The sequence below is a fragment of the Corynebacterium sp. S5S1 genome, assembly GCF_001913985.1.
In the GTDB taxonomy this organism is placed as follows: Bacteria; Actinomycetota; Actinomycetes; order Mycobacteriales; family Mycobacteriaceae; genus Corynebacterium; species Corynebacterium marquesiae.
Map to the genome: position 1 here is coordinate 30,908 of NZ_MKXT01000020.1, position 26,790 is coordinate 57,697.

At 60.4% G+C, this 26,790-nt stretch carries 26 protein-coding genes and 1 pseudogene; 7 read left to right on the forward strand and 20 right to left on the reverse strand.

What is annotated here, in order from left to right; translation table 11 throughout:
* The first annotated feature begins 5 nt into the window (after positions 1-5).
* Positions 6-2,015 carry a maltotransferase domain-containing protein gene (locus BKN05_RS08075; RefSeq protein ID WP_286688385.1) on the forward strand — a complete coding sequence of 670 codons (2,010 nt, stop codon included), beginning with the start codon at positions 6-8 and terminating at the stop codon, positions 2,013-2,015.
* 44 nt (positions 2,016-2,059) lie between these two features.
* Positions 2,060-4,177, forward strand: coding sequence for a 1,4-alpha-glucan branching protein GlgB (gene glgB / locus BKN05_RS08080; protein WP_286688386.1), 2,118 nt, complete (start codon positions 2,060-2,062; stop codon positions 4,175-4,177).
* Positions 4,178-4,181: 4 nt separating this feature from the next.
* Here the strand turns inward: glgB and BKN05_RS08085 are convergent, their stop codons facing one another.
* The 20 genes and pseudogenes from BKN05_RS08085 to rho all read right to left on the reverse strand — a co-directional run bounded on the left by BKN05_RS08085 (position 4,182) and on the right by rho (position 21,181).
* A complete protein-coding gene (locus BKN05_RS08085) occupies positions 4,182-4,574 on the reverse strand; it encodes an arsenate reductase/protein-tyrosine-phosphatase family protein (protein ID WP_225747086.1) in 393 nt (130 codons plus the stop codon).
* Positions 4,575-4,591: 17 nt separating this feature from the next.
* Positions 4,592-5,518, reverse strand: a complete 927-nt coding sequence (locus BKN05_RS08090; protein WP_225747087.1) for a tetratricopeptide repeat protein — start codon at positions 5,516-5,518, stop codon at positions 4,592-4,594.
* Positions 5,519-5,827 carry a thiamine-binding protein gene (locus BKN05_RS08095; protein WP_005323373.1) on the reverse strand — a complete coding sequence of 103 codons (309 nt, stop codon included), beginning with the start codon at positions 5,825-5,827 and terminating at the stop codon, positions 5,519-5,521.
* 10 nt (positions 5,828-5,837) lie between these two features.
* On the reverse strand, positions 5,838-6,122 hold the full coding sequence (locus tag BKN05_RS08100; RefSeq protein ID WP_225747088.1) for an Rv1322 family protein: 285 nt from the start codon (positions 6,120-6,122) through the stop codon (positions 5,838-5,840).
* Positions 6,122-6,814 carry an endonuclease NucS gene (gene nucS / locus BKN05_RS08105; protein WP_284836470.1) on the reverse strand — a complete coding sequence of 231 codons (693 nt, stop codon included), beginning with the start codon at positions 6,812-6,814 and terminating at the stop codon, positions 6,122-6,124. The genes BKN05_RS08100 and nucS overlap by 1 nt, the downstream gene beginning before the upstream one ends.
* A 23-nt stretch (positions 6,815-6,837) precedes the next feature.
* Positions 6,838-7,314, reverse strand: a complete 477-nt coding sequence (locus tag BKN05_RS08110; RefSeq protein WP_286688387.1) for a DUF2550 domain-containing protein — start codon at positions 7,312-7,314, stop codon at positions 6,838-6,840.
* A 186-nt stretch (positions 7,315-7,500) separates the two neighbouring features.
* Positions 7,501-7,869 carry a F0F1 ATP synthase subunit epsilon gene (locus BKN05_RS08115; RefSeq protein ID WP_049378384.1) on the reverse strand — a complete coding sequence of 123 codons (369 nt, stop codon included), beginning with the start codon at positions 7,867-7,869 and terminating at the stop codon, positions 7,501-7,503.
* A gap of 10 nt (positions 7,870-7,879) precedes the next feature.
* A pseudogene (gene atpD / locus BKN05_RS08120) lies at positions 7,880-9,290 on the reverse strand (F0F1 ATP synthase subunit beta).
* A gap of 3 nt (positions 9,291-9,293) precedes the next feature.
* Complete coding sequence (locus tag BKN05_RS08125) at positions 9,294-10,283, reverse strand: F0F1 ATP synthase subunit gamma (RefSeq protein WP_049378383.1); 990 nt, start codon at positions 10,281-10,283, stop codon at positions 9,294-9,296.
* A 50-nt stretch (positions 10,284-10,333) separates the two neighbouring features.
* A complete protein-coding gene (gene atpA, locus BKN05_RS08130) occupies positions 10,334-11,974 on the reverse strand; it encodes a F0F1 ATP synthase subunit alpha (RefSeq protein WP_286688408.1) in 1,641 nt (546 codons plus the stop codon).
* 60 nt (positions 11,975-12,034) lie between these two features.
* The gene (locus tag BKN05_RS08135; RefSeq protein ID WP_284810526.1) at positions 12,035-12,850 is read right to left on the reverse strand and encodes a F0F1 ATP synthase subunit delta; all 816 of its coding nucleotides are present in this window, start codon (positions 12,848-12,850) and stop codon (positions 12,035-12,037) included.
* Positions 12,851-12,856: 6 nt separating this feature from the next.
* Entirely contained in the window at positions 12,857-13,429 is a 573-nt protein-coding gene (locus BKN05_RS08140) for a F0F1 ATP synthase subunit B (protein WP_049361380.1), read from the reverse strand.
* A gap of 44 nt (positions 13,430-13,473) precedes the next feature.
* Positions 13,474-13,716: an ATP synthase F0 subunit C gene (locus BKN05_RS08145; protein WP_049361381.1), complete on the reverse strand. Its 243-nt coding sequence runs from the start codon at positions 13,714-13,716 to the stop codon at positions 13,474-13,476.
* 103 nt (positions 13,717-13,819) lie between these two features.
* Complete coding sequence (gene atpB, locus BKN05_RS08150) at positions 13,820-14,632, reverse strand: F0F1 ATP synthase subunit A (protein WP_049378380.1); 813 nt, start codon at positions 14,630-14,632, stop codon at positions 13,820-13,822.
* A 458-nt stretch (positions 14,633-15,090) separates the two neighbouring features.
* Positions 15,091-15,525 carry a Cg1360 family ATP-synthase-associated protein gene (locus BKN05_RS08155; RefSeq protein WP_286688388.1) on the reverse strand — a complete coding sequence of 145 codons (435 nt, stop codon included), beginning with the start codon at positions 15,523-15,525 and terminating at the stop codon, positions 15,091-15,093.
* 16 nt (positions 15,526-15,541) lie between these two features.
* A complete protein-coding gene (locus BKN05_RS08160; protein ID WP_286688389.1) occupies positions 15,542-16,717 on the reverse strand; it encodes an MraY family glycosyltransferase in 1,176 nt (391 codons plus the stop codon).
* Positions 16,718-16,729: 12 nt separating this feature from the next.
* The gene (locus tag BKN05_RS08165; protein WP_005327639.1) at positions 16,730-17,398 is read right to left on the reverse strand and encodes an L-threonylcarbamoyladenylate synthase; all 669 of its coding nucleotides are present in this window, start codon (positions 17,396-17,398) and stop codon (positions 16,730-16,732) included.
* 32 nt (positions 17,399-17,430) lie between these two features.
* Positions 17,431-18,267: a peptide chain release factor N(5)-glutamine methyltransferase gene (gene prmC, locus BKN05_RS08170; protein WP_225747094.1), complete on the reverse strand. Its 837-nt coding sequence runs from the start codon at positions 18,265-18,267 to the stop codon at positions 17,431-17,433.
* Positions 18,268-18,273: 6 nt separating this feature from the next.
* A complete protein-coding gene (gene prfA, locus BKN05_RS08175; protein ID WP_225747095.1) occupies positions 18,274-19,350 on the reverse strand; it encodes a peptide chain release factor 1 in 1,077 nt (358 codons plus the stop codon).
* Positions 19,343-21,181, reverse strand: coding sequence for a transcription termination factor Rho (rho, locus tag BKN05_RS08180; RefSeq protein WP_286688390.1), 1,839 nt, complete (start codon positions 21,179-21,181; stop codon positions 19,343-19,345). The genes prfA and rho overlap by 8 nt, the downstream gene beginning before the upstream one ends.
* Positions 21,182-21,536: 355 nt before the next feature.
* Between rho and BKN05_RS08185 the strand changes: the two genes are divergently transcribed.
* The 5 genes from BKN05_RS08185 to mobA all read left to right on the forward strand — a co-directional run bounded on the left by BKN05_RS08185 (position 21,537) and on the right by mobA (position 26,783).
* Positions 21,537-23,318, forward strand: a complete 1,782-nt coding sequence (locus BKN05_RS08185; RefSeq protein WP_286688391.1) for a long-chain fatty-acid--CoA ligase — start codon at positions 21,537-21,539, stop codon at positions 23,316-23,318.
* Positions 23,319-23,384: 66 nt separating this feature from the next.
* A complete protein-coding gene (gene moaA / locus BKN05_RS08190) occupies positions 23,385-24,497 on the forward strand; it encodes a GTP 3',8-cyclase MoaA (protein ID WP_286688392.1) in 1,113 nt (370 codons plus the stop codon).
* Positions 24,498-24,507: 10 nt separating this feature from the next.
* Positions 24,508-25,707: a molybdopterin molybdotransferase MoeA gene (locus tag BKN05_RS08195; protein ID WP_286688393.1), complete on the forward strand. Its 1,200-nt coding sequence runs from the start codon at positions 24,508-24,510 to the stop codon at positions 25,705-25,707.
* Between the two features lie 9 nt (positions 25,708-25,716).
* The gene (gene moaC / locus BKN05_RS08200; RefSeq protein WP_286688394.1) at positions 25,717-26,196 is read left to right on the forward strand and encodes a cyclic pyranopterin monophosphate synthase MoaC; all 480 of its coding nucleotides are present in this window, start codon (positions 25,717-25,719) and stop codon (positions 26,194-26,196) included.
* Entirely contained in the window at positions 26,196-26,783 is a 588-nt protein-coding gene (gene mobA / locus BKN05_RS08205; RefSeq protein ID WP_286688395.1) for a molybdenum cofactor guanylyltransferase, read from the forward strand. The genes moaC and mobA overlap by 1 nt, the downstream gene beginning before the upstream one ends.
* The last annotated feature ends 7 nt before the right edge of the window (positions 26,784-26,790 follow it).

A 26,790-nucleotide genomic window follows, 5' to 3' on the forward strand; every position in this document is an offset into this window, starting at 1 on the left:
TGGGCATGACTACTCGCCTTGGTATTGACGATGTCCGCCCGCTTATCTCCGCCGGTTCTGTAGCCTCCAAAGCCGTTGTAGGCGAGGTAATTCCTGTCACCGCCCTCGTCTGGCGCGAGGGCCACGATGCGGTCTCGGCAACCCTGTCTGCGTGGGCGGCACGGACCGCGGCTACCTCCTCCGTCACCATGCACGTTGATCCCGATGACCAGGATCGCGTACACGGCGTATTTACCCCGGGCACCCAAGGCACCTGGTACTTCCGCGTCGATGCCTGGTCCGATCCCATCGCCACGTGGAAGAACGCGGTAACCAAGAAGATGGCGGCTGGGCAATCCGCTGCTGAGTTGGCCAATGACCTGCAGCATGGCGCAGAGTTGTTTTCTCGCGCGGCTCTGCAAACCCCGTCGGATGTGGTGGAACCGCTCTTTGCGGCCGCTCGCGACTTGGAGGATGAGTCCTTGGACGTCGATAAGCGCGTGCAGGTAGCGCTCTCGGAGGAAGTAGCAGGCATCCTGCACTCGCATCCCCTGCGCGACCTGCTGGTGGAGGGCGCAATCCACGAGGTCTATGTGGAGCGCCGGGCCGCACTCTACAACTCGTGGTATGAGCTTTTTCCCCGCTCCACGGGAGGCTGGGATAAAGAGGGAAATCCAGTCCACGGCACTTTTGATACCACTGCCAAGGCACTGGAGCGGGTGGCCGATATGGGCTTCGATACGGTGTACTTTCCGCCCATCCATCCCATCGGCAAGGTACATCGCAAGGGAAAGAATAATTCGGTCGTGGCCGAGCCCGGCGATGTGGGAAGCCCCTGGGCCATCCAGGACCACTCCACCGCCCATCCGGACCTGGGCACGATGGAGGATTTCCAAAAACTCGTCTCCCGCGCCCAGGAACTCGGCCTGGAGGTAGCGCTTGATTTCGCGCTTCAGGCATCGCCCGATCATCCATGGGCTAGCAGCCACCCAGAATTCTTCACCGTCCTTCCGGATGGCTCCATCGCCTACGCCGAGAACCCGCCGAAGAAGTATCAGGATATTTATCCGCTTAACTTCGATAACGCGCCTGATGCCATCTACCACGAGATCTATGAGACCTTGATGATTTGGGTGGAAGCCGGTGTGAGTACATTCCGCGTGGACAACCCGCACACCAAGCCGGCAAACTTTTGGAACTGGCTGATTACCCGCGTACATGCCACCCATCCGGATGTCATCTTCTTGGCGGAGGCCTTTACCCGCGCGCCTCGTCTCTTCGGTCTAGCGAAGGCGGGTTTCTCCCAGTCCTATACCTATTTCACCTGGCAGACCTCTAAACAAGAACTCACCCAGTTTGGCCGGATGCACGTCGAACAAGCAGATATCTGCCGCCCCAACCTCTTTGTTAATACTCCGGATATCCTGCACGAGTCCCTGCAGACCGGCGGGCGTGCCATGTTCGCCATTCGCGCTGTCCTAGCCGCCACCATGTCGCCTCTATGGGGCGTGTACTCCGGCTTTGAACTCTACGAGCACACCCCGGTAGCCCCAGGCTCCGAGGAATATCTCGACTCTGAGAAGTACGAACTGCGCCCGCGCGATTTTGCGTCGGCGGCTGCGTCAGAAGATTCCCTCGAGTCCTATATCCGGCTGCTCAACCAGATCCGCCGCGATAATCCCGCTTTGCAGCAACTGCGCACCTTGCGGTTCCATGACACCGACAATGAGGCCATCATTGCCTATTCGAAGGCGGATCCAGCTTCCGGCAATGTAGTCCTCGTTGTGGTCAACCTGGATCCGCGCAATGCACAGGAAGCCACCGTCACGGTAGATATGCAGGCTATCGGCCGCCACCCTGGCGAGTCCTATACCGTCCGGGACACGATTACCGGCTCTGCCTACCACTGGTCCGAGCGCAACTTTGTACGCTTAGAGCCGCATCGCGACGTCGCCCATGTCTTCGTCCTTCCCCCTGCCGACCACGCCCTCCAGGAACAGCTCACCTGGCGCGAGGTCACCGACTACCGCCCGTAAAGATTCGCCCACCGGACCGCACTCGAACTAGGTACTCTGATTGTATGACTATCCCGGCCGCTGACCTCGCCCGCCTCAATGACTGCCGCCACCATGACCCGCACGGTTGCTACGGCTGGCATGAAGGTACCGTCCGCACCCGCCAGCCTGGTGCCACCGCGGTACAGCTTCATACCCCCGCACAATCCGTGTCCATGGAATTGGTCGGCGACGACATCTGGGAGGCGGAAATTGGCGATAACTGCGATTACCGCTTAGAAATCTCCTATCCAGAGGCACCTACCCGCACCGTGGCAGACGGCTATCACTTCCTTCCCACGGTGGGCTCGCTGGATCTGCACCTGATTGGGGAAGGCCGCCACGAGCGCCTCTGGGATGTCCTCGGCGCCAACCTGCATTCTTATGACACCGAAATGGGTACCGTTTCCGGCGTCTCCTTTGCCGTGTGGGCGCCCAATGCCCAGGGCGTTGCCGTAGTAGGCGATTTCTGTGGCTGGAACCCCACCCACTATCCGATGCGTTCACTCGGCTCTACCGGCGTGTGGGAGGTCTTTGTTCCCGGTATCGGTGCTGGCGAGCACTATAAGTTCGCCATCTTTAGCCACGAGGGCCGCAAGGACAAGGCCGATCCCCTAGCCAAGCGCACCGCCTGCCCGCCGGAGACGGACTCTATCGTGGATTCCACCAGTTTCGCCTGGTCCGATTCCGCCTGGATGGACAAGCGTACCGGCAACCTCGATGTGCCTATGAGCATCTATGAGGTGCACGTCGGCTCGTGGAAGATCGGCGCCAACTACAACCGCTTGCGCGAGGATCTCATCCCATACCTTAAGGAGCACGGTTTCACCCACGTCGAGCTCTTGCCCGTGGCCGAGCATCCTTTCGGCGGGTCCTGGGGATACCAAGTCTCTGGCTACTACTCGCCGTCTGCGCGTTGGGGCTCGCCGGACGAATTCCGAGAGCTGGTCAATGCCCTGCACGAGAATGGCATCGGCGTCATGGTGGACTGGGTGCCAGCACACTTCCCCAAGGATGATTGGGCCCTGGGTCGCTTTGACGGCCAGGCTCTCTACGAGCACCCCGATCCCCGCCGCGGCGAGCAGGCCGATTGGGGCACCTATGTCTTTGACTTCGGCCGCAATGAGGTCCGCAATTTCCTCGTAGCCAACGCCCTATACTGGGCCGAAGAATTCCACATCGACGGCCTGCGCGTAGACGCCGTGGCTTCCATGCTCTACCTGGACTATTCCCGCGATGAGTGGCTGCCCAACCAATATGGCGGTCGCGAGAACCTGGAGGCCGTGCAATTCCTGCAGGAAACCAACGCCACCCTCAACCGCACGCATCCAGGCGTACTCACCATTGCCGAGGAATCCACTTCCTGGCCGGGAGTTACCGCCCCCACCTCTGAAAACGGCCTAGGCTTTTCCCTGAAATGGAATATGGGCTGGATGAATGACACCTTGGAGTACTTCAAGCACGAGCCCATTCACCGTTCCTATCACCACGGCGAGCTCACCTTCTCCATGGTCTATGCTTACTCCGAGCGCTACGTGTTGCCGTTTAGCCACGACGAAGTTGTGCACGGCAAAGGCTCGCTGTGGGAGCGCATGCCTGGCGACGACTGGAATAAGGCCGCCGGCCTCCGTGCCCTCTATGGCTACATGTTCTCCCACCCCGGCAAGAACCTGCTCTTCATGGGCCAGGAATTTGGCCAGACTACCGAGTGGGCCGAGGGGTATTCCGTAGACTGGAGCAACCTCGACGGTTGGGGTAGCGAATGGCACCACGGCATCAAGCGCCTCGTAAGGGATATCAACCTCGTCTACCGCGATACCCCAGCACTGTGGAGCCAGGATTTCAACCAGGATGGCTTCCAATGGGTCAAAGCAGATGACTCGACCAATAACGTCCTTGGTTATGTCCGCTACGGTGCAGACGGCTCTGCTCTGCTCGCCGTATGCAACCTTTCTGGCTCTTCCATTCCCAACTATGGCCTCTGGGTTCCACAGGACGGCGAATGGCAGATGGTGCTCAACACCGATGACGCCGTCTATGAAGGTGCTGGGAATCCTCTTCCCCAGCGCATCCGCGTGGAGAACAACTCCACGACGCTGCATCTGCCGGCCAATTCCGTGCAGTGGTACGTGCTGGAAGGATAGAGGGTTATCGCTGGGCGCGCACGAACTCAGCTACGCGAGCATCTATGTCATCGCGCAACGCGTCCATGCGCTCTTCACCCTCCAAACCACGCAGCGAAGGATCCTCGATGTCCCACCGCTGCGCTGGCCCCTCATATTTCGCATCACCTACTACGATGACGTGGTCGACAGCGGCAGCCAGGTGGGGATCCACTAGAGCAGGGGTACCAGTCATTTCTGCCCCCACCTTCTCGAGGGAAGCTTTGGCTTCTTGATTGATGCCCTGCTGGGTATGCTCCGGGGTAGTTTGCACCCCAGCCGAGTAAATATCCCAGTCAGGCGCATGCTTGGCGGCTAGCGCCGCAGCCATCTGCGACTTGCCACGGTTTGTATTACACAGGAAAAGCACTGAAGTCATGCTTTTATACTACCGAGCTAGTACAAGGCACTTGCCAGCTTGGTGCGAGCTTCCATCACGCGCGGGTCATTCCCCTCAAAGAGTCCGAAGAGCTCCAGCAAGCGCTCGCGCACGCGCGCTTTCTCATCACCAGCCGTTGTCTTCATCGTCTCGATGAGGCGATCAAAGGCTTTTTCTGGGGCGCCGGCAACCACTTCGGCGTCGGCAGCTCGCATTTGCTTATCGACGTCCCCTTTATCTCCTTCCGCGGCCGCAATCGGGTCCTCGGTCTGGTTGGCAGGATCGAGGCGCTGGAGCAAGACTGTGGTGTCGCGCGCCTGTTTGATCTGCACATTATCGGGCTCGGATTCCAAGATGGAGTTGTAGACGTTGAGAGCGCCATCAAAGTCGCCGGCGTTCAAGAAGCTTTCTGCTTCCTGGAGACGCGGATCCTCTTCTTCCTCTTGTGGCTGTGCCGATGCCTCATTGCCTTGCAGGCCCTTCAGCTGTGGTCCAACATTGTGCACCAGGGTATCGACCCATTGTTTTAGGGCGTCTTTGGGTTGCGCACCCTCAAAGTTCGTCAGTGGCTGCCCAGCACCCAAGGCCACGACTGTCGGCAGATTCTTAACACCAAAGGCCTGCGCAACCTGCGGAGTAGCATCCGCATCCACGTAAGCAACCAAGAAGCTCAAGTTTCCTTGCGCGGCCAAATCCGCAAGGTCAGTCTTCAACTGCTCCGACTGGGTAGAACGAGCAGTACCGATGAGGACCACGACCGGAACTTCCGTAGACCGGCGAACCACATCTTGATCGAAGTTGGCCTCGGTCACCGTGAAGAAGGACTGGACGCCGCCGGCACTTGTCTGCGGCGATTCCTGCGCCTTCTGCCGGGCCTCGGCTCTCGCCTTGACCTGGCTGAGGTCGAGCGCTCCTCCTACATAAGCATTATTTGGTGAAGTCATCTAGTCCTCCTTTGCAAGGCGGCGGTTAACCGCATCTACTTTGTCCGTTAGCTGATTAGTTACGCCTTCGCGAATATCGGCCTTGACCACCAAAGAAGTGCGTGGGGAAACCGCACGCACTGCATCAGTGGCCTTTTTAATCGTGTCAAAGACCTCGTCCCATTCGCCTTCTAGCAAGGTGAACATGGCATTAGTCTCGTTGGGCAGGCCGGATTCGCGGACCACGCGCACAGCCTCGGACACGGCATCGGCCATTTCTTGGGAGTCATTATTGACCACCGCAGGGGCTACAGAAAATGCAACAATCATGCCCGCTAGTCTACCTACGCTCCCAACAGTGGCGGTGCCAATGCCGGCGATCGTCGCCCTGGCGGCCCACGTCCCGCGGCCAGGCGACGATGTGCGCCACCCCGGGCGGAATGTTTTGGTTACAGCCAGGGCACAAGTAGTACTTCTGAGCGCGAGCAGAACCGATATGCCGCATGACGTAGGGTTCGCCGTGTGTCCAGCTTGGTCCCTCGACCGTTTGCGAGCCCAGGAAGGTTGAGCCGTCCTTAGGTAGGGATCGAACTTCTACGGGTTTGCGCCTATTTCGCCGTGGCATTAGAACAGCCGCAATTCATTAGACTCAAGCCCACGCAGCTCTTGGTAATCCAGTACGACGCACCGAATGCCGCGGTCCTCAGCCAAGGTACGAGCTTGCGGCTTGATTTCCTGGGCCGCAAATACACCGGACACAGGGGCGAGAAGCTCATCGCGGTTAAGCAGCTCTAGATACCGTGTCAGCTGTTCTACGCCATCAATGCCACCGCGGCGCTTTACCTCGATGGCGACGTTATTTTTGTTCTCATCCTTAGCCATAATATCCACAGGACCGATGGCCGTGGGATATTCGCGGCGCACCAAAGTGTAGCGCTCGCCCAAGGTATCAATCTGGTCCGCCAAGAGCTCTTGTAAGTGAGCTTCGACGCCATCCTTGACTAGGCCTGGATCCTCGCCCATCTCATAGGAGATTTCTTCATGAATCTCAGCAATGGTGATACGCAACTGCTCGCCCTTGGGGTTTTCCACCAGCCACAAAACTTCGCCGGTGTCTTCCCCGTCGAGGTCCTCAATCGCTGACTCCTTCAGGGTGCACGGGGGTGTCATCCAGTTAAGCGGCTTATAAGCGCGGTCGTCGGCATGTACGGACACGGAACCGTCCGCTTTGACGATGAGCAGGCGGTCTGCCATCGGCAGGTGGGCATCCAAGCGGCCCACGTAATCTACTGAGCATCGGGCGATTACTAAACGCATGTTCTCTACCCTAGCGGGTGGAGTTATCGTTTGGATTGACGGGTAGCACGCTCGCGCAATTCCCGGAAGTCAAAGCGCTGCTGGCGCTTTGATGGAGCGGCTTCTACCCACGCCCCGAAGGCCATGATGCCGTGTGCGTCGGACGCCAGCTCATATTCTTTCCCCTTGGCCCGAAAGCGAACGACCTCGGTGGCAGCGGACATAAAAGAAGCCTCGTCATCATCAAGCGGGCGGGTGCTCACTACTTCGATGTCGAGGCGATTGATGCGCAGATCGCAGCGCGGAGAGACAGAACGGAGCTTGAAATACTCCACAAATTCGCCTTCATAACGCAACGAACCATGGCGCCAGGAAAGGGAGTTTCTGGCAGGATAACGGCGCAAAAGCACAGAGGTACCGCGAGAGCGGATAGTAAAAAACCGGAGCGCCGCCAAAAAGAGGACTAATAACAGGGCCACTCCGAGGGCCCACAGAAGCACTGCAACAAACGTTGAATTCATGGGCTAATTCACGCCATCCTCGCTCTGTGGAGATACTGATTTCTTGAATTGTAGCGCCTAGCGGTCCCAGTATGCCAATAAGAATAGGCAAAGAAAAAACGAAGAAGGCGCACCGGCTATAAACCGATGCGCCTTAAGAGAGCAGGAAGGGCGGCTATTGCTGCCCTCTCCTACCAATCCAAGGTATTAAGCCTTGGCGCGGCGAACTGCACGCTGTGCGGCCTCGCCACGGGACTTGGTGAGCTCGTGCTCAGAAGCGACATCCTTCTGAGCCTTCTCCTCATCCACCTCATCGGACCAGATGGCCCAATCAGCGAGGACGGTAATCTTGTCCTGGGTAACGGAGAGGAAACCACCCTGCACAGCGGCGACGCGGCGCTCGCCGTCCACTGGGTGGATGGTCACCACGCCATTATCGATCAGCTGACCGATCATTGGCTCGTGACCGGGAAGCACGCCGATCTCACCCTCGGTGGTCTCAGCCGTGACCATGGAGGCCTGTCCAGACCACAGCAGGCGCTCGACGGAAACCAATTCGGCGGTGATGTCAGCCATGTGCCTCTCCCTACTTCTCGTTCAACTTCTCGTATGCAGCCTTGACGTCGTCCAAGCCACCCAAGCCGTTGAAAGCCTGCTCTGGGTAGTGGTCAAACTCGCCATCGCAGATGCGCTCGAAAGCATCGATGGTCTCAGACAGCGGCACGTAAGAGCCCGGCAGGCCGGTGAACTTCTGTGCGACGAAGAAGTTCTGGCCCAAGAAGCGCTCGATACGGCGGGCACGCTGAACGGTGACCTTATCCTCCTCGGACAGCTCGTCCATACCAAGGATGGCGATGATGTCCTGGAGTTCCTTGTTCTTCTGCAGAATACCGATGACGCGCTGTGCAACCTCGTAGTGCTTCTCGCCAACGATACCCGGCTCGAGGATACGAGAGGTAGAGGTCAGCGGGTTCACTGCTGGGTAAATACCCTTGGAAGCAATAGCACGGTCCAGCTCGGTGGTGGCGTCCAGGTGAGCGAACGTCGTTGCTGGAGCCGGGTCGGTGTAGTCATCCGCAGGAACGTAAACGGCCTGCAGGGACGTAATGGAACGGCCCTTGGTCGAGGTAATGCGCTCCTGCAGGACACCCATCTCATCAGCCAGGGTTGGCTGGTAGCCCACAGCGGAAGGCATACGACCCAGCAGGGTCGAAACCTCAGAGCCCGCCTGGGTGAAACGGAAGATATTGTCGATGAACAGCAGCACGTCCTGGTTCTGCACATCGCGGAAGTACTCCGCCATAGTCAGGCCGGACAGAGCCACGCGCATACGGACTCCTGGCGGCTCATCCATCTGGCCGAAGACAAGTGCGGTATCTTGCAGCACGCCCATCTCTTCCATCTCCAGGAAGAGGTCGGTGCCCTCACGGGTACGCTCGCCGACACCGGCGAAGACGGAGGTACCGGAGAACTCACGGGCGATACGGGTAATCATCTCCTGAATGAGAACGGTCTTACCCACACCTGCGCCGCCGAAGAGGCCAATCTTGCCGCCCTTAACGTACGGGGTCAGCAAGTCAATGACCTTAATGCCGGTCTCCAGAATCTCGGTCTTACCCTCAAGCTGGTCGAACGCTGGCGGCTCGCGGTGGATGCCCCACTGCTCACCATCGCGGCCGAGACCCGGCTCGTCGAGGCAGTCACCGAGGGCGTTGAAGACGTGGCCCTTGACGACGTCGCCGACCGGCACGGAAATTGGCTTTCCGGAGTCGATGACCTCGGCACCGCGGACGAGGCCGGTCACCGAGGTGCTGAGCGACCTCGAGGGTGACGGTCTTTGCAACAGCTTCGAGCTTAATGTCGACGTGCAGTGCGTTGTACAGGGCCGGCAGTGCCTCACGTGGGAATTCCACGTCCACAACCGGACCGATGACGCGCACGACACGACCGGCGACTGCCGAAGACTGTGCATTCTGCTCTTGCAGAGCTGTAGTCATAATCTAGTCACTTTCTGCGCTGTCAGATAGCGCGCCAGCGCCACCGACGATCTCTGAAATTTCCTGGGTAATCTGTGCCTGACGGGCCTGGTTAGCCACGCGAGAGAGGTCCTCGACCATCTCGGTTGCGTTGTCAGTAGCAGACTTCATAGCTGTACGGCGTGCAGCGGACTCGGAAGCAGAAGCTTCCAAGAACATAGCAAACAGGATACGCGAGACGTACTGCGGAAGCAGCGCTTCCATCAGCGTATCTGCGTCTGGCTCAAACTCGAATCCTGCGGCGACATCGTCCGCAGACTCGGAGTCAGTCAGAGCGGATTCACCGAGGTGATACTCCTCATCCTGAATAACCGGCTGAACTGGCAACAGCTGCTGAGCACGCGCAGTCTGGGTCAGCATGGACTCAAACTCAGTGTAGACAACGTGTACCTGGTCAAAGCCACGTACACCGGCGCCCTCACCCTGCGCATGCAGGCCGTCGCGGCCCTTAGTAGTGCCATGAGAACCAGCAACAAAGCCATCAATCAAGTGACGGCGCACATCGTGGGTGGTCTCCCAGGTAGGATCCTGAGAGAAACCGCCCCAGCTGCCAACTACCTCGTCCTCGCGGAACTTGTAGTGGCCGATGCCCTTATTACCGGTAACGTAGCGAACTACCTCGTAGCCCTTGCTTTCCAGGAGAGCTTGCAGCTGTGCCGCCTTCTTGAAGACGTTGTTGTTGTAGCCACCGCACATACCGCGGTCAGAAGTGACCACGAGGATGGCGGCGACGTTTCCGTCTTCACGCTCACGCAGCATGTCATGCTCCAACGTAGAAGCCGCAGCCAGCTTGTTCATCATGCTGGTCATCTCAGCCGCGTACGGCTGTGAGGCCTCTACCCTAGCCTGCGCCTTGGTAATGCGCGAGGTAGCAATGAGCTCCTGGGCCTTGGTGATCTTCTTAGTCGAATTGACGGACCGGATGCGGTCACGTAGTTCGCGAAGAGTAGCCATCGTTTCTCCTCCCTTCTTTAATCTAGACGGTTAGTTTTGAGTTCTGAACTCTACTTAGCCGTCTTGCGGGAGACGTTGAGCTCGGTGTTCTTTACGTCGCTTTCATCCAACGGCTCTACCGGCGCCTCGGAGCCTAGGTTGTGGCCCTCGGAGGTGCGGAAGGTCGGCTGGAAGTCCTTAGCTGCCGCAACCAATGCGTCCTTGGACTCATCGGTCAGCGGCTTGCCGCCGGAAATCTGCTCAAAGACCTCTGGGGTATTGGCATTGAGGTACTCGTGCACCTCGTCCTCGAAGCGGCGGACGTCTTCAACGGGAACGACGTCGAAGATGCCAGCCTCGGCGAGGTAGATGGACACCATCTGGTACTCCACCGGCTGCGGGGAGGACTCCGACTGCTTCAGCAGCTCGACCAGACGGGAACCGCGCTCCAACTGAGCCTTGGAGGCAGCATCAAGGTCAGATGCGAATGCCGCGAAGGCCTGCAGGTCACGGTAGGAAGCCAGGTCCAGACGCAGGTTACCGGCGACCTTCTTCATGCCCTTGGTCTGTGCAGCGCCACCGACACGGGAGACGGAAACACCGACGTTAATAGCCGGGCGAACGCCCCGGTTGAACAGGTCGGACTCCAAGAAGACCTGGCCGTCAGTAATGGAAATGACGTTAGTCGGAATGAAGGCGCCGACGTCGTTTGCCTTGGTCTCGATGATCGGCAGGGCGGTCATGGAGCCGGCACCCATGTCGTCGGAAAGCTTTGCAGCACGCTCCAGCAGGCGGGAGTGCAGGTAGAACACATCGCCTGGGTATGCCTCGCGTCCCGGCGGACGGCGCAGCAGCAAGGAAATGGCACGGTAGGCCTCAGCCTGCTTGGTCAAGTCATCGTAGATTACCAAGACGTGGTTGCCCTGGTACATCCAGTGCTGGCCCAGCGCTGCACCGGAGAACGGCGCTAGCCACTTGAAGCCGGCGGAATCGGAAGCCGGTGCGGCCACGATGGTGGTGTAATCCAGTGCACCGTGCTCCTCAAGGGTGCGACGCACACCAGCGATGGTCGAGCCCTTCTGGCCGATAGCGACGTAGATGCAGCGTACCTGCTTGTCCTTGTCGCCGGACTCCCAGTTAGCCTTCTGGTTCAAAATGGTATCGATGCAGACCGCGGTCTTACCCGTCTTACGGTCACCGATGACCAGCTGGCGCTGGCCGCGGCCGATCGGGGTCATTGCGTCGATAGCCTTGATGCCGGTCTGCATTGGCTCTTCAACCGGCTGGCGCTGCAGCACGGATGGTGCCTGCAGCTCGAGGACGCGCTCCTCTTCAGCGTTGATTGGGCCCATGCCGTCGATCGGCTGACCCAATGGGTTAATTACGCGGCCGAGGAATTCCTCGCCCACTGGGATGGAGAGAACCTCGCCGGTCCTCTTAACCTCGTCGCCCTCCTTGAGGGACTCGAAGTTGCCCAGGACCACGACACCGATCGAGTTAGTGTCAAGGTTCTGTGCGACGCCAATCACGCCGCCTGGGAACTCGAGCAGCTCATTCGCCATAACGGACGGCAGGCCAGAAACCTGCGCAATACCGTCAGCTGCCGAAATGACCACGCCGACCTCCTCACGGGAGGCCTCCGCGGAGTAGCTCGAGGTGTAGTTCGCAATCGCACTACGGATCTCGTCGGAGGAGATCGTCAGCTCCGCCATGTTCTTCCTGCTCTCGGTAGTATCTTCCAGCACTTACTTAAATCGTTTCTGTCGTTTCGGCTACGCCATCTGGGCACGCAGGCGGGCAATCTTGCCTGCCGTGGAGCCATCAATGACTTCATCGCCGACGCGGATGCGCATGCCACCGAGGAGGCTGGTGTCAACCTCAGAGTGAATGGACATCGCACGACCATAAATTTTGCCCAGCTTCTCAGCGAGTACTGCTTGCTGACCTTCGTTTAGTTCACCCGCTGCGGTAACGCGCGCAATGGTCCGGTCCTGCAGGTCAGCTGCAGAATCAGCCAGAGCGGCTACGTCATCGATCGGGTTCTGCTCTGGGCGGGAGATGGACTGAAGCACCAGGGCCTCAGTAAACATCGTGACCTTGCCGTAGAGCACGTTTGCCAGCAATCCGCGCTTGCGGGCGGAATCAGCAGTTCGGTCGGAAAGCAGCTGGGTGAGCTCGCCCTCACGGTCAAGAATCTGGGACAGGCGGAAGAGCTCGTCTTCTACCTGGCCCAGCTGACCCTGCGCCTCAGCACCACGCAGCAGTGCGCGGCGGCCCAGGGACACCAAGCCCTTGACAAAGTCCTTCGGGGTGGACCACTGTGCGGCCGCAGCTTCCTGGATGATGCGCAATGCGCCATCGGAAATCTTGGAGCCAAACAGGGTCTCAGCCAGGGACTTGCGTGCCTCGCTCGGGGCGGCGATATCGGTGAATGCGACGCGCAATTCGCGGTCTGCATCCAAGACATCGACAACCTCGAAGATATCCAGGCCCGCCTGCGCGGCGGTCGCGACATTGTTGTCGCCTCCCAGGATCTCATCCAAGCGGGTTTGTGAGGTTGCGAGTGCTTCGCGGCTAGCTGCCTTCATAGTTGCCTACTTTCCGGCCGGTGCCACAGAGTCGAGCTCGGACAAGAAGCCATCAATGGTGGAGGACTTCTTAGAGGCGTCGGAAAGCTCGCCGCCCAGAATCTTCTCCGCCAGGTTGATGGAGTTCTGGCCCATTTCGGAACGCAGCTCAGTAACAACCTGCGAGCGGGAAGCCTCCAGCTGCTTCTCGCCATTGGCGACGATGCGGCGGGACTCTTCTTCCGCGTTGGTCTTAGCCTCGGCCTCAATCTGCTTACCGCGCTCGCGCGCCTGCTCGCGGATCTCGGCTGCCTCTGCACGGGCATCGGCCAGCTGAGCATTGTACTTTTCCAGAGCAGCCTTAGCCTCGGCCTGCTGAGCCTTGGCACGCTTCAAGCCGCCCTCGATCCGGTCTTCACGCTCCTGCAGCATCTGGCTGTACTTCGGAAGAACGAACTTCGCGAAAATCAGCAAGATGATGGCGAACGGAATGATTGACCAGACTAAGTCGTACATCTTGGGCAGGAGGATGGAGTTGCCGCTCTCCAGCGGCAGGTGCTCACTTCCTTCTGCTGCAAGGTAGTAAATGACGTTGTTCATGGGACTCCGTTCTTAAAGTTCGATTTACTTGTGTAAAGCGTTCTTTAGAACAGGAAGCCTGCAACGAGGCCGATGAGGGCAAGTGCCTCAACGAAGGCGATACCCAGGAACATGGTGGTACGCAGCTGGCCGGCCATCTCAGGCTGGCGTGCCATGCCCTCAACGGTCTTGCCAACGAGGATGCCGATGCCCAGGCCCGGGCCGATGGTGGCCAGGCCGTAGCCGAGGGACTGAAGGCCGTCGAAGGAGGTGGTTGCTGCGTCCTGAGCCAGGATGATCTCGTTCATGTGAAAGTCGTTCCCTTTCAATGTATATCCCGCGGGAGTGTCCTGCGGGGCGGTGTTGGTTTGATTTTGGGGTATTTAGTTAACCGCGAGGTTCGCGTTGTTGTTAGTGCGAATCTGCATGCAACGACAATTCGATGTATACCGCCGTCAGCAGGGCAAAGATGTATGCCTGCAGGAAGATGACGATAAGCTCGTAAAGCGTGAACAGAACCGCTGCGACCAGGGTCAAGCCACCCACTGCGGTCCAGGCGTTGAACTGGAAGAAGAAGAAGTTCGTAGCCGAGTACAACAGGACCAAAATGAGGTGGCCAGCCAGGAAGTTCGCCATAAGACGAAGAGCCAGGGTGACTGGGCGCATAACAAACGTAGAGAATGCCTCAATCGGCACGACAAGAATGTGCAAGGCCGGCGGCAGGTTAGGAATAACCACCGAGGACTTGATGAACTTGCCAAAGCCATAGCGCTTAGCGCCGGCGTAAATCATGGCGATATACGCAACAGCTGCCAAAACGATTGGCATACCGATACGGGCGTTCGGAGAAATGTTCAGACCCGGCACAATAGTTGTGAGGTTCCAGAACAAAACTGCAAAGAAGATAGAGGCCAAAAGTGGAAGGAAGCGACGTCCTTCCTTCTTGCCCAAGATGTCTTCTGCGATCTGAACTCGCACGAAGTCAATCGCATGCTCGCCTACGTTTTGAATTCCTTTAGGGACCAGCTTGGGGTTCCTGAAGGCGACAACAAATAGGAGCACCAGCACGGCCGCCATCAGAAGGCGAACGAGCATGATGCGATCCAAAGCGAACCAACCGTTGGCAAAATCACTCAACCAGAGGTCAACGACTCCGCCATCTTCGGTTACGTGCCCCGGGAAAAATTCTGGGTCCAGTTCGGGTGCGTGGAAGCTACCCTTCATGGCCAATGTTGTAACGCTCAGCGTTCTCTCCCGTGTTCGGGCCACACAGCTTGTCGAAGGCCGTGTGGTGCGATGGACGTCTCAAACTCTCTGCCTCACACACGGACTCCGTCGCACATCAGCGTGCGCAAGACAGGGATTCACCGCTGCGAAAGCCAGCTTTTGCGCTAGCCCGCGGTAACCCGAAGAAAAGCGTATCAGTTAGATCAAGAGTTTTCGCACGTGGGGGGCCACTAACGGCCCTAGTTTCGCCACTGCAGGCTCAATTCCGCCACAAATTCACAACAAAAAGGCCACATTCTGCCTAAATCCTGCTACGTGGAGTTCATCACACTTGCCTATTTGCCCACCTTGACGGGGGTAACCCCAACAGAAACGATTGCATGCACACAGAGCAAAAGGGCCCACCACCTCTCCTTAAGGAAAAGCGGTGGGCCCGTACAAAGGCCACTTGCCTGCTACGAGACGTAGGTGACCCGCGAGGTAACGACGGCCCATACCTCCGTGCCCAAAGTGGCAAAAAGGGCCAGCATCACGGTCACGAACAGTGCCAAAGTGTCATAGAAATCCATATCTCGGATTACGAGAAGCACCATGACCAAAACGATGACCTTGAGCAGCCAACCGCCCAGCACCACGGCCATGGTGTTGGCGGGAGTGGTATTGGCAGTCAGCAGGACCGACAAGGCGGTAAATAAGACGAAGCCGCCACCGATAGCGGCACCGACTAGGACTCCCCAAATGCCGGGGAGACCACTGATACCGCCCCAGACGGCTAAGGAGACCACCGTGATAACCAGCAGGGCAAGACCACCCAGCTTGACCGCCCTTTGCAAAGGACGGCGGTGGTCATCAAATTCCGAGGGTTGCGTAGTCGCTTGTGCTTCACTCACGGCTACACACCCTACCTCACGAGGGCTCGGATTCCTTCACCACGACGGACCCTCGCGCAGCTGGACCAATCTTTCCTTGCCGCAAAGGTACCAGGGTCGCCGCAAACGCAAGGACCAAGGCAACGATGGTGACGCCGATGGCCACCGGCGCGGGCACGATGGAAAAGGACACCGCGCCGAAAGCCACGGCGGAGACCCACAGGTAGAGCACCAGCACAGTCCGGCGGTGGGTATGGCCGAGCGAGAGTAGGCGGTGATGGATGTGCGCCTTATCTGCAGCAAACGGCGAGCGCCCTTGAGACAGGCGGCGAATCACAGCCCAGACAAGGTCCAGGACTGGAATAAACACCGCCGCGACCACCACAATGATGGGCGACATCAAGGCGACAATGTCCACCGTGCCGTAAAGCGACATGTTGATCTTGCCAGACGCAGAAGTCGAGGCCGCAGCGAGCAAAAGACCGATAAGCATCGAGCCAGAATCCCCCATGAAGATGCGAGACGGTTCGAAGTTATGCGGCAAGAATCCAGCGCACATTCCCACCAGGGCAGCGCTGATGATGGCGGGTGGGTAGGCCGAGACTGCCCCGCCTTGGTCGTGGAGAACCGTCAAAGAAAACACCAGAATTGCCCCGCCCGCAATCATGCCAAGGCCGGCCGCCAGGCCATCGAGTCCGTCCACAAAGTTGATGGCATTGATGAGCAGAACGGTAAAGAATGCGGTGAGCAGGGTGCTTTGTAATTGGTCGAGGACGACCGTGGTGCCGCCGCCAAAAGGGATGAAAAGCAGCGTCCAGGTAAGGCCCAGCCCGCTCATCAAGGTGGCCGCAAAGAGCTGGCCAAAAAGCTTCACTATCGCACTCAGTTCCACCAAGTCATCAACCACTCCGACAAGCACGAGCGCCAGGGCCGCCCACAGCACCGCATTCATCTCCGGAGTAACGGGCATAAATCCCCGAGTCAAGGCTGGAAGCTGGGCTGCGAGGAATATCGCCGCCACGAAGCCGGTAAACATGGCCACCCCACCCATGCGCGGGGTGGGCTGTGTGTGGGCGTCGCGCAGCCGAATCTCCGCCAAACGGCCGGTGCGCACCAAAAACGAGCGCACCACACCGGTGGTGAGATACGAAAATGCTGCTGCGACGAGGATGACGAGGGCCAGCTCGCGCAGCGGGACACCACTGCCGCTCACGCGAATTCCCCCTTAAGCCTGTGGGCGGGTTCGCAGGGTCTGCGCGTCGACGCCAATAACCTCGCCGATTTCCTCGGCCGAGAGCGCTCCTTCGCGCAGCAGGTACGGGCGCTCGCCGGAGAGATCAATGATGGTCGACGGCTTGCCAACGGCCGTCTCTCCCCCATCCAAGTAAACCGTCACGGCTTTACCAAGCTGCTGCTTGGCCATAAGCGCCGTGGTCGGCGGCTGGTGACCAGAGATATTGGCAGAGGAGACAGCCATGGGGCCAACCTCGCGCAGCAACTCGATGGCAATGGGATGCAACGGCATGCGCAGCATCACGGTGCCGCGGGTATCGCCGAGGTTCCACGGCAGGGACGGCGCTTGCGGAACGACGATGGACAGACCACCGGGCCAGAAGGCCTCCACCAAGTCACGCGCGGTATCGGTATAGGAAGCAACCAGACCGCGAACGGTATCCCAGGAACCCACCAATACCGGTACCGGCATATCCGGGCCGCGTTGCTTGGTGGCCAAGAGGTTGGCTACGGCATCATTATCAAAGGCATCGCAGCCGAGGCCATAGAGCGTATCGGTGGGCATGACCACAAGGCGGCCGGATTGCGCAGCCTTGACCGCAATGTTCATGCCCTCTTCGCGCTCGGCATCATCGGCACAGTTAAAAATCTTTCCTTGCATAATCTTTTCCCCTTCTTGCCCTCAATGGTGTCCTAGTCTACCCCGCGCACCGCAGTGACAAAGCGAGGCGTTCCTGTCAGGTCTTGCAGCGCGGCGATCTGTTCAAAGCCGCCGTGTCGGGCCAATGCGGCTTGTACGGCGTCGCTCGTGGAATCGTCGTGTTCGATGACCACCTTGCCGCCCGGGCGCACAAGTCGCGCAATGGTCGGAATAAGGCCGGTAATGACCCCCATCCCATCCGCTCCGGCGAAGACCGCGTTATGCGGGTCGTGATATACCTCCGGTTCAAGATCCGGGGTCTCCGGCACGTAGGGCGGGTTGGTCACAAGGAGGTCCACGGTCCCATTCCAGTCCGCCAAAGTATCGTCGGCCGTGGCGTCGGCCTGGATGACCTCTACCCCGGTGTTATGGGTATTGGCTTGGGTGTAGGCCAGTGCGGCGTCGGCAAGCTCAACTGCCCTCACCTGCGTGTCAGGCAGATAGTGGTGGAGGTAGAGCGCCAACGCGCCCGTGCCGGTGCACAAATCAACCAGCCGCGGGCCTTCGGCATTGCGCACCGCCCAGTCCGCCATAACCTCGGTTTCCGGCCGCGGGATAAACACGCCCGGGCCCACCTTGAGCTCCAGCGGGCCGAACCAGGCGCTGCCAAGTACGTATTGCAAAGGCTCGCGGGCCTCCCGGCGGCGAAGCAGCGCATCAAAGGCCACGTCGAAGCCGCGCATAGGAGACTGTTCGAGCGGGATATCCATGTGGCCGCAGTGGATTAGGTGCGCGGCCATGATGCGTGCATCCCATTCAGGGCTGGCCACCCCGGCAGCACGAAGGCGCTGCACCCCGCGGCGCAGCGCCCGTCCATACGTGTTATCCACGCTGGTTTACCCCTCGGCCTCGAGGCGCTCAGCGCGCTCTTCGTCCTGCAGGGCCTTAATAAGGTCATTCATGTCACCGTTCAACACGGAATCCAAGTTATTGGCCTTGTAACCAATGCGGTGATCCGTGATGCGGTTTTCCGGCCAGTTATAGGTGCGGATACGCTCGGAACGGTCCATGGTGCGCACCTGAGAGGCCCGCTGCTCGCCGGCCTCAGCCTCGCGGGCCTCGCGCTCCATTTGATCCAGACGGGCCTGCAGAACCTGCAGCGCACGCGCCTTATTCTGAATCTGGGAACGCTCCTTCTGGCAGGTCACGATAAGCCCAGTAGGCAGGTGGGTAATACGCACCGCGGAGTCGGTGGTGTTCACGCCCTGACCGCCCTTACCGGAAGAACGGTAGACGTCGACGCGAATATCCTTGTCATCGATATTGACGGACTCGACCTCTTCCGGCTCCGGGTAGACCAGCACGCCGGCGGCAGAGGTCTGAATGCGACCCTGGGACTCGGTAACCGGAACACGTTGCACGCGGTGCACGCCGCCCTCAAACTTGAATACGGACCATGCACCATCGCGCGACGGGGACTTGGAGCGGAAGGAAATGGTCATATCCTTCACACCGCCCAAATCGGACTCATTGAGGCCCAAGACCTCCCAATTAAAGCCCGTCTTGTCCGCATAACGCTCGTACATGCGGGCCAAGTCGCCGGCAAAGAGGGCCGCTTCTTCGCCGCCTGCGCCGGCTTTGATTTCCATAATGATGTCCTCGGAATCCTGCTCATCGCGCGGCGCGAGCAGGTCAGCGAGCTTTTCTTCCAAGCTCTCCACGGACTTTTCTAGGCGGTCCGCTTCCTCCTGGAAGTCATGGTCCTCATAGGCCATCTCCTTAGCATCAGCGAGATCCTCGCGCGCCTGGGTGAGCTCATCATTAACCATGATGATGGGGCGCAGCTCCGCGTAGCGCTTGGAGAGCTTGCGGAATTGCTTCTGGTCGCCGGCTACTTCCGGATCGGCCATCTGCATCTCAATGCCCTGGTACTCGGACACGATGTCATCAACGAGCGAAACCTGATTAGACATAATCTTCTTCATCCTTATCCGCAGCCATCGGGGCCGAGGAGGCCACCTGCATCAAGAACTCGCCATTGGAGCGGGTCTTCTTCAGCTGCTTAATGAGCAGGTCAATGGCCTGGTGGGAGTCCAGGGCGGAGAGGATGCGACGCAGCTTGGTCATGATGCGTGCTTCCTCTGGAACGAGCAGCAGTTCGTCCTTACGGGTGCCGGACGGGTTGACGTCTACGGCCGGGAAGACGCGACGCTCGGAAATGCCACGGTCCAGTTTTAGTTCGGCGTTGCCCGTGCCCTTGAATTCCTCGAAGATGACGGTATCGCCGGTAGAGCCAGTCTCCACCATGGCGGTGGCGATAATCGTCAGCGAACCGCCCTCTTCGATATTGCGGGCGGCACCCAGGAAGCGCTTTGGCGGGTAGAGCGCATTGGAGTCCACACCGCCGGAGAGAATGCGGCCAGAAGCCGGGGAGGAATTGTTATAAGCACGGCCGAGGCGGGTAATGGAATCCAGCAGGACCACGACGTCCTTGCCCTGCTCCACCAGGCGCTTGGCGCGCTCGATAGCCAGCTCCGCCACGGAGGTGTGCTCTGATGGCGGACGGTCAAAGGTGGAGGCAATTACCTCACCGTTGACGGAGCGTTGCATGTCCGTAACTTCCTCAGGGCGCTCGTCTACGAGGACGACCATGAGGTAGCACTCCGGGTTATTGGTAGAAATCGCGTTGGCGATATTCTGCAGAATCGTCGTCTTGCCGGCCTTTGGCGGGGAGACGATAAGCGCGCGCTGGCCCTTACCAATCGGCATGATGAGGTCAATGACGCGGGTGGTGAGGATCTTCGGATCCGTTTCCAAACGCAGGCGCTTATTCGGGTACAGCGGGGTCAGCTTATTAAAGTGCGGGCGTTGCTTTGCGCCTTCCGGATCAATGCCGTTGACGGTATCGACCTGCACCAGCTGATTGTACTTGCGGCGGTTGCGGCCATTGCCGTGCGTATGCGTCGGGCCGGAAACCTTGACCTGACCGGTAATGGCGTCACCAGAGCGCAGACCTAGGCGGCGGACGATGCCGTTGTTGACAAAGACGTCGGAAGCCGCGGCGCGGTAGCCCGTGGTGCGCAGGAAAGCGACATTATTGTCTACGACGTCCAAGATGCCGCCGACAGCCTGCAGCTCATCGCCCTCGCGGACCTGCAAATCATTGCCGCCATTATTGTCATTGTTATTTCCGCGGCCGCGGCGGTTGCGGCGATTGCGGCGCCCACGGCGGTTGCCGCGCTCGTGGTTATTGTTGTCCTCGTGGCGGTTGCCGCGCTGCTTATTATCGCCGCGGTCATTCTTCTCGCCCTGATTATCGGAGCCATCCTGGGAGCTATTGTCGCGGTTGTCCTTAGCGCCGCCCTGCTCCTCGTTGCGGTTGCGCTCCTCGCGCTCTTGCCGTTCTTGGCGCTCCTGACGCTCTTGGCGGCGGGCGCGGTTGCGGCGAGCGCGGCGGGCCTGGGAGCGCGATTCATAGCGCTGCTCCTCGCCAGAGCTCTGCTGGCGGTTATCCTGCTTCTCGCCGGATTCTTCCTGCTTTTCCGCCTTCTGCGGCGCATCTTCCTGCGCTTTTTTGCGCGGCTTATCTGCTGTCTCAGGCTTCTCCGCCTTTTCTACCTGAACGGCCTTTTCCACCTTGGCCTTGGCCTTAGGCGGAACCTGTCCGGTCTTGATGGCGGTGATGAGATCCCCCTTGCGCAGGGCAGAGACACCACGTAGGCCGCGCTCTGCGGCCATTTTGCGCAATTCCGGCAGCTTCAGGGATGCAAGATCCTGTGCTGCGGTGTTGTCCGTTTCGCTCACGGATATCCTTTCGTTGCTTGACCAGGTCCGATTATGCGGGAGCCGCCGCAGCCTATGCTCGCGGCGTTGCACTGGAAGCCAATGTGTATTTTTCTAGGACTTCTCGCCCTCGTGCCAAGGCGCATGCGCGTCCTGCCGGGCAATAAGTATGAGGCCTCTTCCGTGTCCTTGTGGAGACTTCGCACAGCGAGTGCACGAACCGGAAGAAATCAAGAAACGACTGCGGGCAAAACTACTTCTCTGGGCCCGAATGCATAGGAAAGGGGAGCTAAAATTTTCCGGTTTCCTACCAGTCGCGAACAAGTATAACGCATAGGGAGCAACGCCCGCACCATGACACCGCTACAGTAGAGGCATGCTTTCCACGATGATGGATATCCCCCTGTCCCTGACCCGCATTTTGGAATACGGTGCCTCGGTACACGGGGACACCACGGTTACCACCTGGCACGGTGAGGGCACCGGCTCGGAATTCGATCCGGCCGAGGAAGTTACCTTCCGCGATATCGCTGCCCGCGCCGCCGCGTTCGCCCACGCCATTCACGATGAATTGGGTATCACCAGCGATGAGCGCGTGGGCAGCTTTATGTGGAATTGCGCCGAGCACTTGGAGGTAATGTTCGGCACCGCCTGCAAGGGCGCGATTTTTGCCCCGCTGAATAAGCAGCTGATGAATGACCAGATCCGCCACATTATTAACCATGCGGAAATCTCCGCCATCGTGTGCGATCCCCGCTTGGCCCAGCAGCTAGGCAAGGTGCTCGTTGGCACCGACTCCGTGGGAAGCGTCATCATCACCGGCGCCCAACCAGCGCAGCAGTTTGCTCACCTTTTCCCCCGCGGGGTTGAGGTGTATTCCTATGAGGCTCTTATCGACGGCCGCTCTACCGTCTATGACTGGCCCGAACTAGATGAGCGCACGGCCGCGGCGCTGTGCTATTCCACGGGCACCACGGGCGCACCCAAGGGAGTGCTGTATTCACACCGGTCTCTCTATTTGGAGGCCATGCAGCTGCGTTCCTCAGACTCGCTGTGCATTACCCACGGCGAGACCTTCCTGTGCTGCATTCCTATCTGCCACGTGCTCAGCTGGGGCGTTCCCTTCACCTGTTTCATGACGGGCACCCCGCTGGTGCTTCCCGACGCCGACGTGTCCGCCCCCACCCTAGCCAAAGCCATCGCCGCTACCTCTCCGCGCGTGGCACACGGCGTGCCCACCATTTGGATTCAGCTCTTTGTCCACTACATGCACCACCCTCCAGAACGCATGACGCTCACCGAGATCTACGCCGGCGGCTCCCCCGTCCCGCCGACGCTGATCAAGATGTGGGAGGAGCGCTACGGCGTCGATGTGGTCCACGTGTGGGGCATGGTGGAAACCTCCACCGTAGGCAGCGTTGCCCGCCCGCCCCAGGGCGCCTCCGGCGATACCCGCTGGGCCTACCGCGTATCCCAAGGCCGCATCCCCGCCTCACTGGAATACCGCGTGGTCAACGACGGGCAAGTCGTCGCTCGCACCGACCGCAATGCCGGCGAGCTGCAGGTGCGCGGCAACCTAGTCACCGGTTCCTACTACCACTCGCCCACCGCTGAGCCGGGCGAAATCGCCTCCGAATTCCGCGGCAAGCAAGTCGAGGCCGCGGAGGATAAGTTCACCGCCGATGGCTGGCTGCGCACTGGCGACGTCGGCTCTGTTACCAAGGACGGCTTCCTTACCGTGGAGGACCGCGCCCGCGATGTCATTCGCTCCGGCGGCGAATGGATCTATTCCGTGCAGCTAGAAAACCTCATCATGTCCGACGAGCTTGTCGTCGAGGCCGCCGTCATTGGCTACCCCGATAAGCAATGGGTCGAGCGCCCACTCGCCGTCACAGTATTGGCCGAGGGCGCCTCGCCCACCATCGAGACTGCGGAGCGCCTGCGCGCCAGCATGCGCAAGGAACTGCCGAGCTGGATGCTGCCGGAGTATTGGACCTTTGTGAAGTCCATCGATAAGACATCCGTGGGCAAATTCGATAAGAAAGATTTGCGCGCCCACCTGGCAGAGGGCGAGTACAACATCATCCGGCTCAAGGGCCCGGGTGAATCCCAGCGGCTCGACGTCACCGGCGCCGCCGATTTAAGCCGGGAAAAATAGGAATAAATTCGCGTCAGTCGCCGTTGCAGCTTGGTGTACCTCGTCCCCTCTCTTAGACTGTCACCAATGACCTCTTCCTCCCAGCAGCCCGTGGTTTCCTTGCCCCTGCCTACCGTAGGCCGAGCGAAACCGCCGTCGGATCTACCTGCACCGGCCGCTGATGGCACGCGCGCACTGCTGGATCGCTATGGACGCCAAGCCCGTGACCTGCGCGTCTCCCTCACGGATCGCTGCAACCTGCGTTGCACCTATTGCATGCCGGCCGAAGGTTTGGAGTGGATGCCCACAGAGCAAACCTTGAGCGATGAGGAAACCATCCGGCTGATCCGCATAGGCGTCGGCAAGCTGGGCATCCGCCAAGTGCGCTTTACCGGCGGCGAGCCCCTGCTACGCAAGTCACTGGAGAAGATTATTACCGCGACCAAGGAGCTGCGCACCGACCAGGGTCGCGCCCCGTCCACCGCGCTGACCACCAACGGGCTTGGCCTAGAAAAGCGCGCCGGCGCCCTCGCCGCGGCCGGGCTCGACCGCATCAATATCTCGCTCGACACCATCGACCGCGAGCGCTACGCCGCGCTCACCCGCCGCGACCGGCTCGACCACGTGTTGCAGGCCATCGCCGCCGCGGATGCCGCGGGCCTGCACCCCATCAAGATCAACGCCGTGGTCATGCCCGGGGTCAACGAAGAAGACATCGTTCCGCTGGCGGACTATGCCGTCCACCACGGCGCCCAGCTCCGCTTCATCGAGCAGATGCCGCTCGGGCCCCGCGAGCGGTGGCGCCGCGAGGACATGGTCACGGCCGAAGATATCCTCGCCCAACTGCGCACCCACTTCTCCATGGCGCCGGCACGCGAACCACGCGGTTCCGCCCCCGCCGCCCTGTGGGAAGTCAGCGCTCCGGATGGCACGCACGGCACGCTGGGCATCATTGCCTCGGTCACCCACCCCTTCTGCGGCGATTGCGACCGCACCCGCCTTACTACCGACGGCGCCATTCGCAATTGCCTCTTTGGCAATTCCGAAACCCCGCTGCGGGACCTGCTGCGCTCCGGCGCGAGCGATGCAGAGATCATGGCGGCTTGGGCCGGGGAAATGTGGACCAAAAAGCCCGGTCACGGCATTGATGACGAGGGCTTTCTCCAACCAGACCGTCCGATGTCCGCCATTGGCGGCTAACCTGAGTCTTATGTCCACGCCCCGCAGCATCTCCGCGCACCTCGATGCCGTACTCGCGCTGGGTTCCACCCCACCGGCCGAGTCCGCGCCCGTCGACGCCTCCCTCAGCGGCCGCGTCCTCGCCGCCGACGCCACCGCGCGCTTCCCCGTGCCGCCCCATGCCAATTCGGCGATGGATGGCTTCCTCGTCCATGCCGCGGATCTTTCCTCCTCCGCACCATGGACCCTCCGCGTCGCCGGCGATGTACCAGCCGGCGCGGCTCCCATCGATGTGCCCGCCGGCCACGCCGTGCGCATCATGACCGGTGCCCCCGTGGCCGATACCGCAGGAATGCTCGTCGTTCCCGTTGAGAACACCACCACCCCGGCCGGCCCGGTAGCACTTCCGGACGAGGTCACCATCACGGAGGCCCCCACCAAGTCGCATATCCGTCCCCCCGGCGAGGACATCCAGCCCGGCGCGCCAATCGCCACCGTCGGCACGCTTATCGATGCCGCCGTCATCGCCGCGCTCACCTCCGCCGGCGTGTATTCCATCTCGACCTACCGCCGCCCACGCATCGCGGTCATTTCTTCCGGCGAAGAACTCGTCTCTTCCCCCGCGCAGCTCGCCCCCGGCCAACTACCGGATTCCAATGGCCCGATGCTCGCTGCCCTTGCAGGTGCAAACGCACACGTCCACGTGGGTGATGCCCCTGCGGACCTCGCCTCTGCGCTAGATGAGCTAGCCCCCTCCCATGACCTCATCATCACCTCAGGTGGAGTATCCGCCGGCGCCTTCGACGTCGTCCACACCGTACTCGGGCGCACGGATTCCGCGTGGTTCGGGCACGTCGATCAGCGCCCGGGTGCCCCGCAGGGCTACTCCCTGTGGAATGACACCCCGGTGCTGTGCTTGCCCGGCAACCCCGTAGCGGCCTTCGTCGATTTCCAGCTCTATGCCCGGCCACTTATCGCCGCACTGTCCGGACACCCCGCGCCACGCCAGCGGGTCAACCTGCGCGCCCGGGTGGATTCGCCCCTTCCCACCTCCCGCGGACGGCCGACCATTGTTCCCGTCACCGTAGACTTTCAGGCAGGGCCCGCCATCACCTCGCACCTGCCCCACGGCAGTCACCGCATCGTGTCGCTGGCCGGCACCAATGGCTATTGCCTCATTGACTCCGCGCCGCCGGCCATGGGCGAGGACATCACCGTTTATCTGTATTAAGGAGTAACCATGGAATTTACCCACCTGAACTCTGACGGCGCCGCCTACATGGTCGACGTCACCGAGAAGCAGCCCACGGTGCGCACCGCCACCGCTGAGGGCGAGGTCGCCTGCTCACCCGAGGTTATGACCGCGCTGCGCGATGGCACCGTGCCTAAGGGCGATGTCCTCGCCGTTGCCCGCATCGCCGGCATTTCGGCCGCCAAGAAGGTTCCCGAGCTACTTCCCTTGGCACACACCATCGGCGTACACGGCTGCGCAGTCGAGCTCACGCTTGCCGACGACCACGTGTCCATCTCCGCCACCGTCTGCACCGCCGACCGCACCGGCGTGGAAATGGAGGCTCTGACGGCCGTGAACGTTTCCGCGCTCGCCATCATCGACATGGTCAAGGGCGTGGACCGCTCCGCGTATATCCGCCGCTGCGGAATCGTGGCGAAATCCGGCGGCCGCTCCGGGGACTGGTCCCGCACCCTCCCGGAGTCCTAATGCTCGGCGCGGTCATCCTCGCCGGCGGCCACGGCAGGCGCATGGGCGGCGCCGATAAGGCCTCCCTTTTTGTCCACGGCACGCGCTTTATCGACCGCCTGCTCGCCCAGCTTCCCTACGGCACCCCGACCGTAACTGTCTCCCCGCATCGCCTCGGCGTGCCCCAGGTGTGCGAGTCACCGCTCTACGGTGGTCCTGTCGCCGGCATCGCGGCCGGCGCCCAGGCGTTATCCCACTGCTCCGAGCTCGCCCTCTTCGCCGTGGATGCCCCCGATTCGCCGCTACTGCTTCCCCGTCTGCGCTCGACCCTCGCCTCCTCCACGGCCGATGCCGTACTCACCCGCGCCGCCGACGGCTACCTCCAGCCGCTGTGTTCCCTCTGGCGCGCTCCCGCGCTCCAAGCTCAGCTCGATTCCCTTCCTACGGCTCGGAACGTCTCCGTCCGTCGCCTCATCCATGGCGCCAACTTCATCGAGATTCCCGGCACCGGCGCCGAACGCGACTACGACACCCGTTCGGAGCTGCGCGAGCTTCCTGCGTTCACTCCCCACACCGCCCTTCGCGCTCACCGGCAGCCGCTGACCTAACCAACCG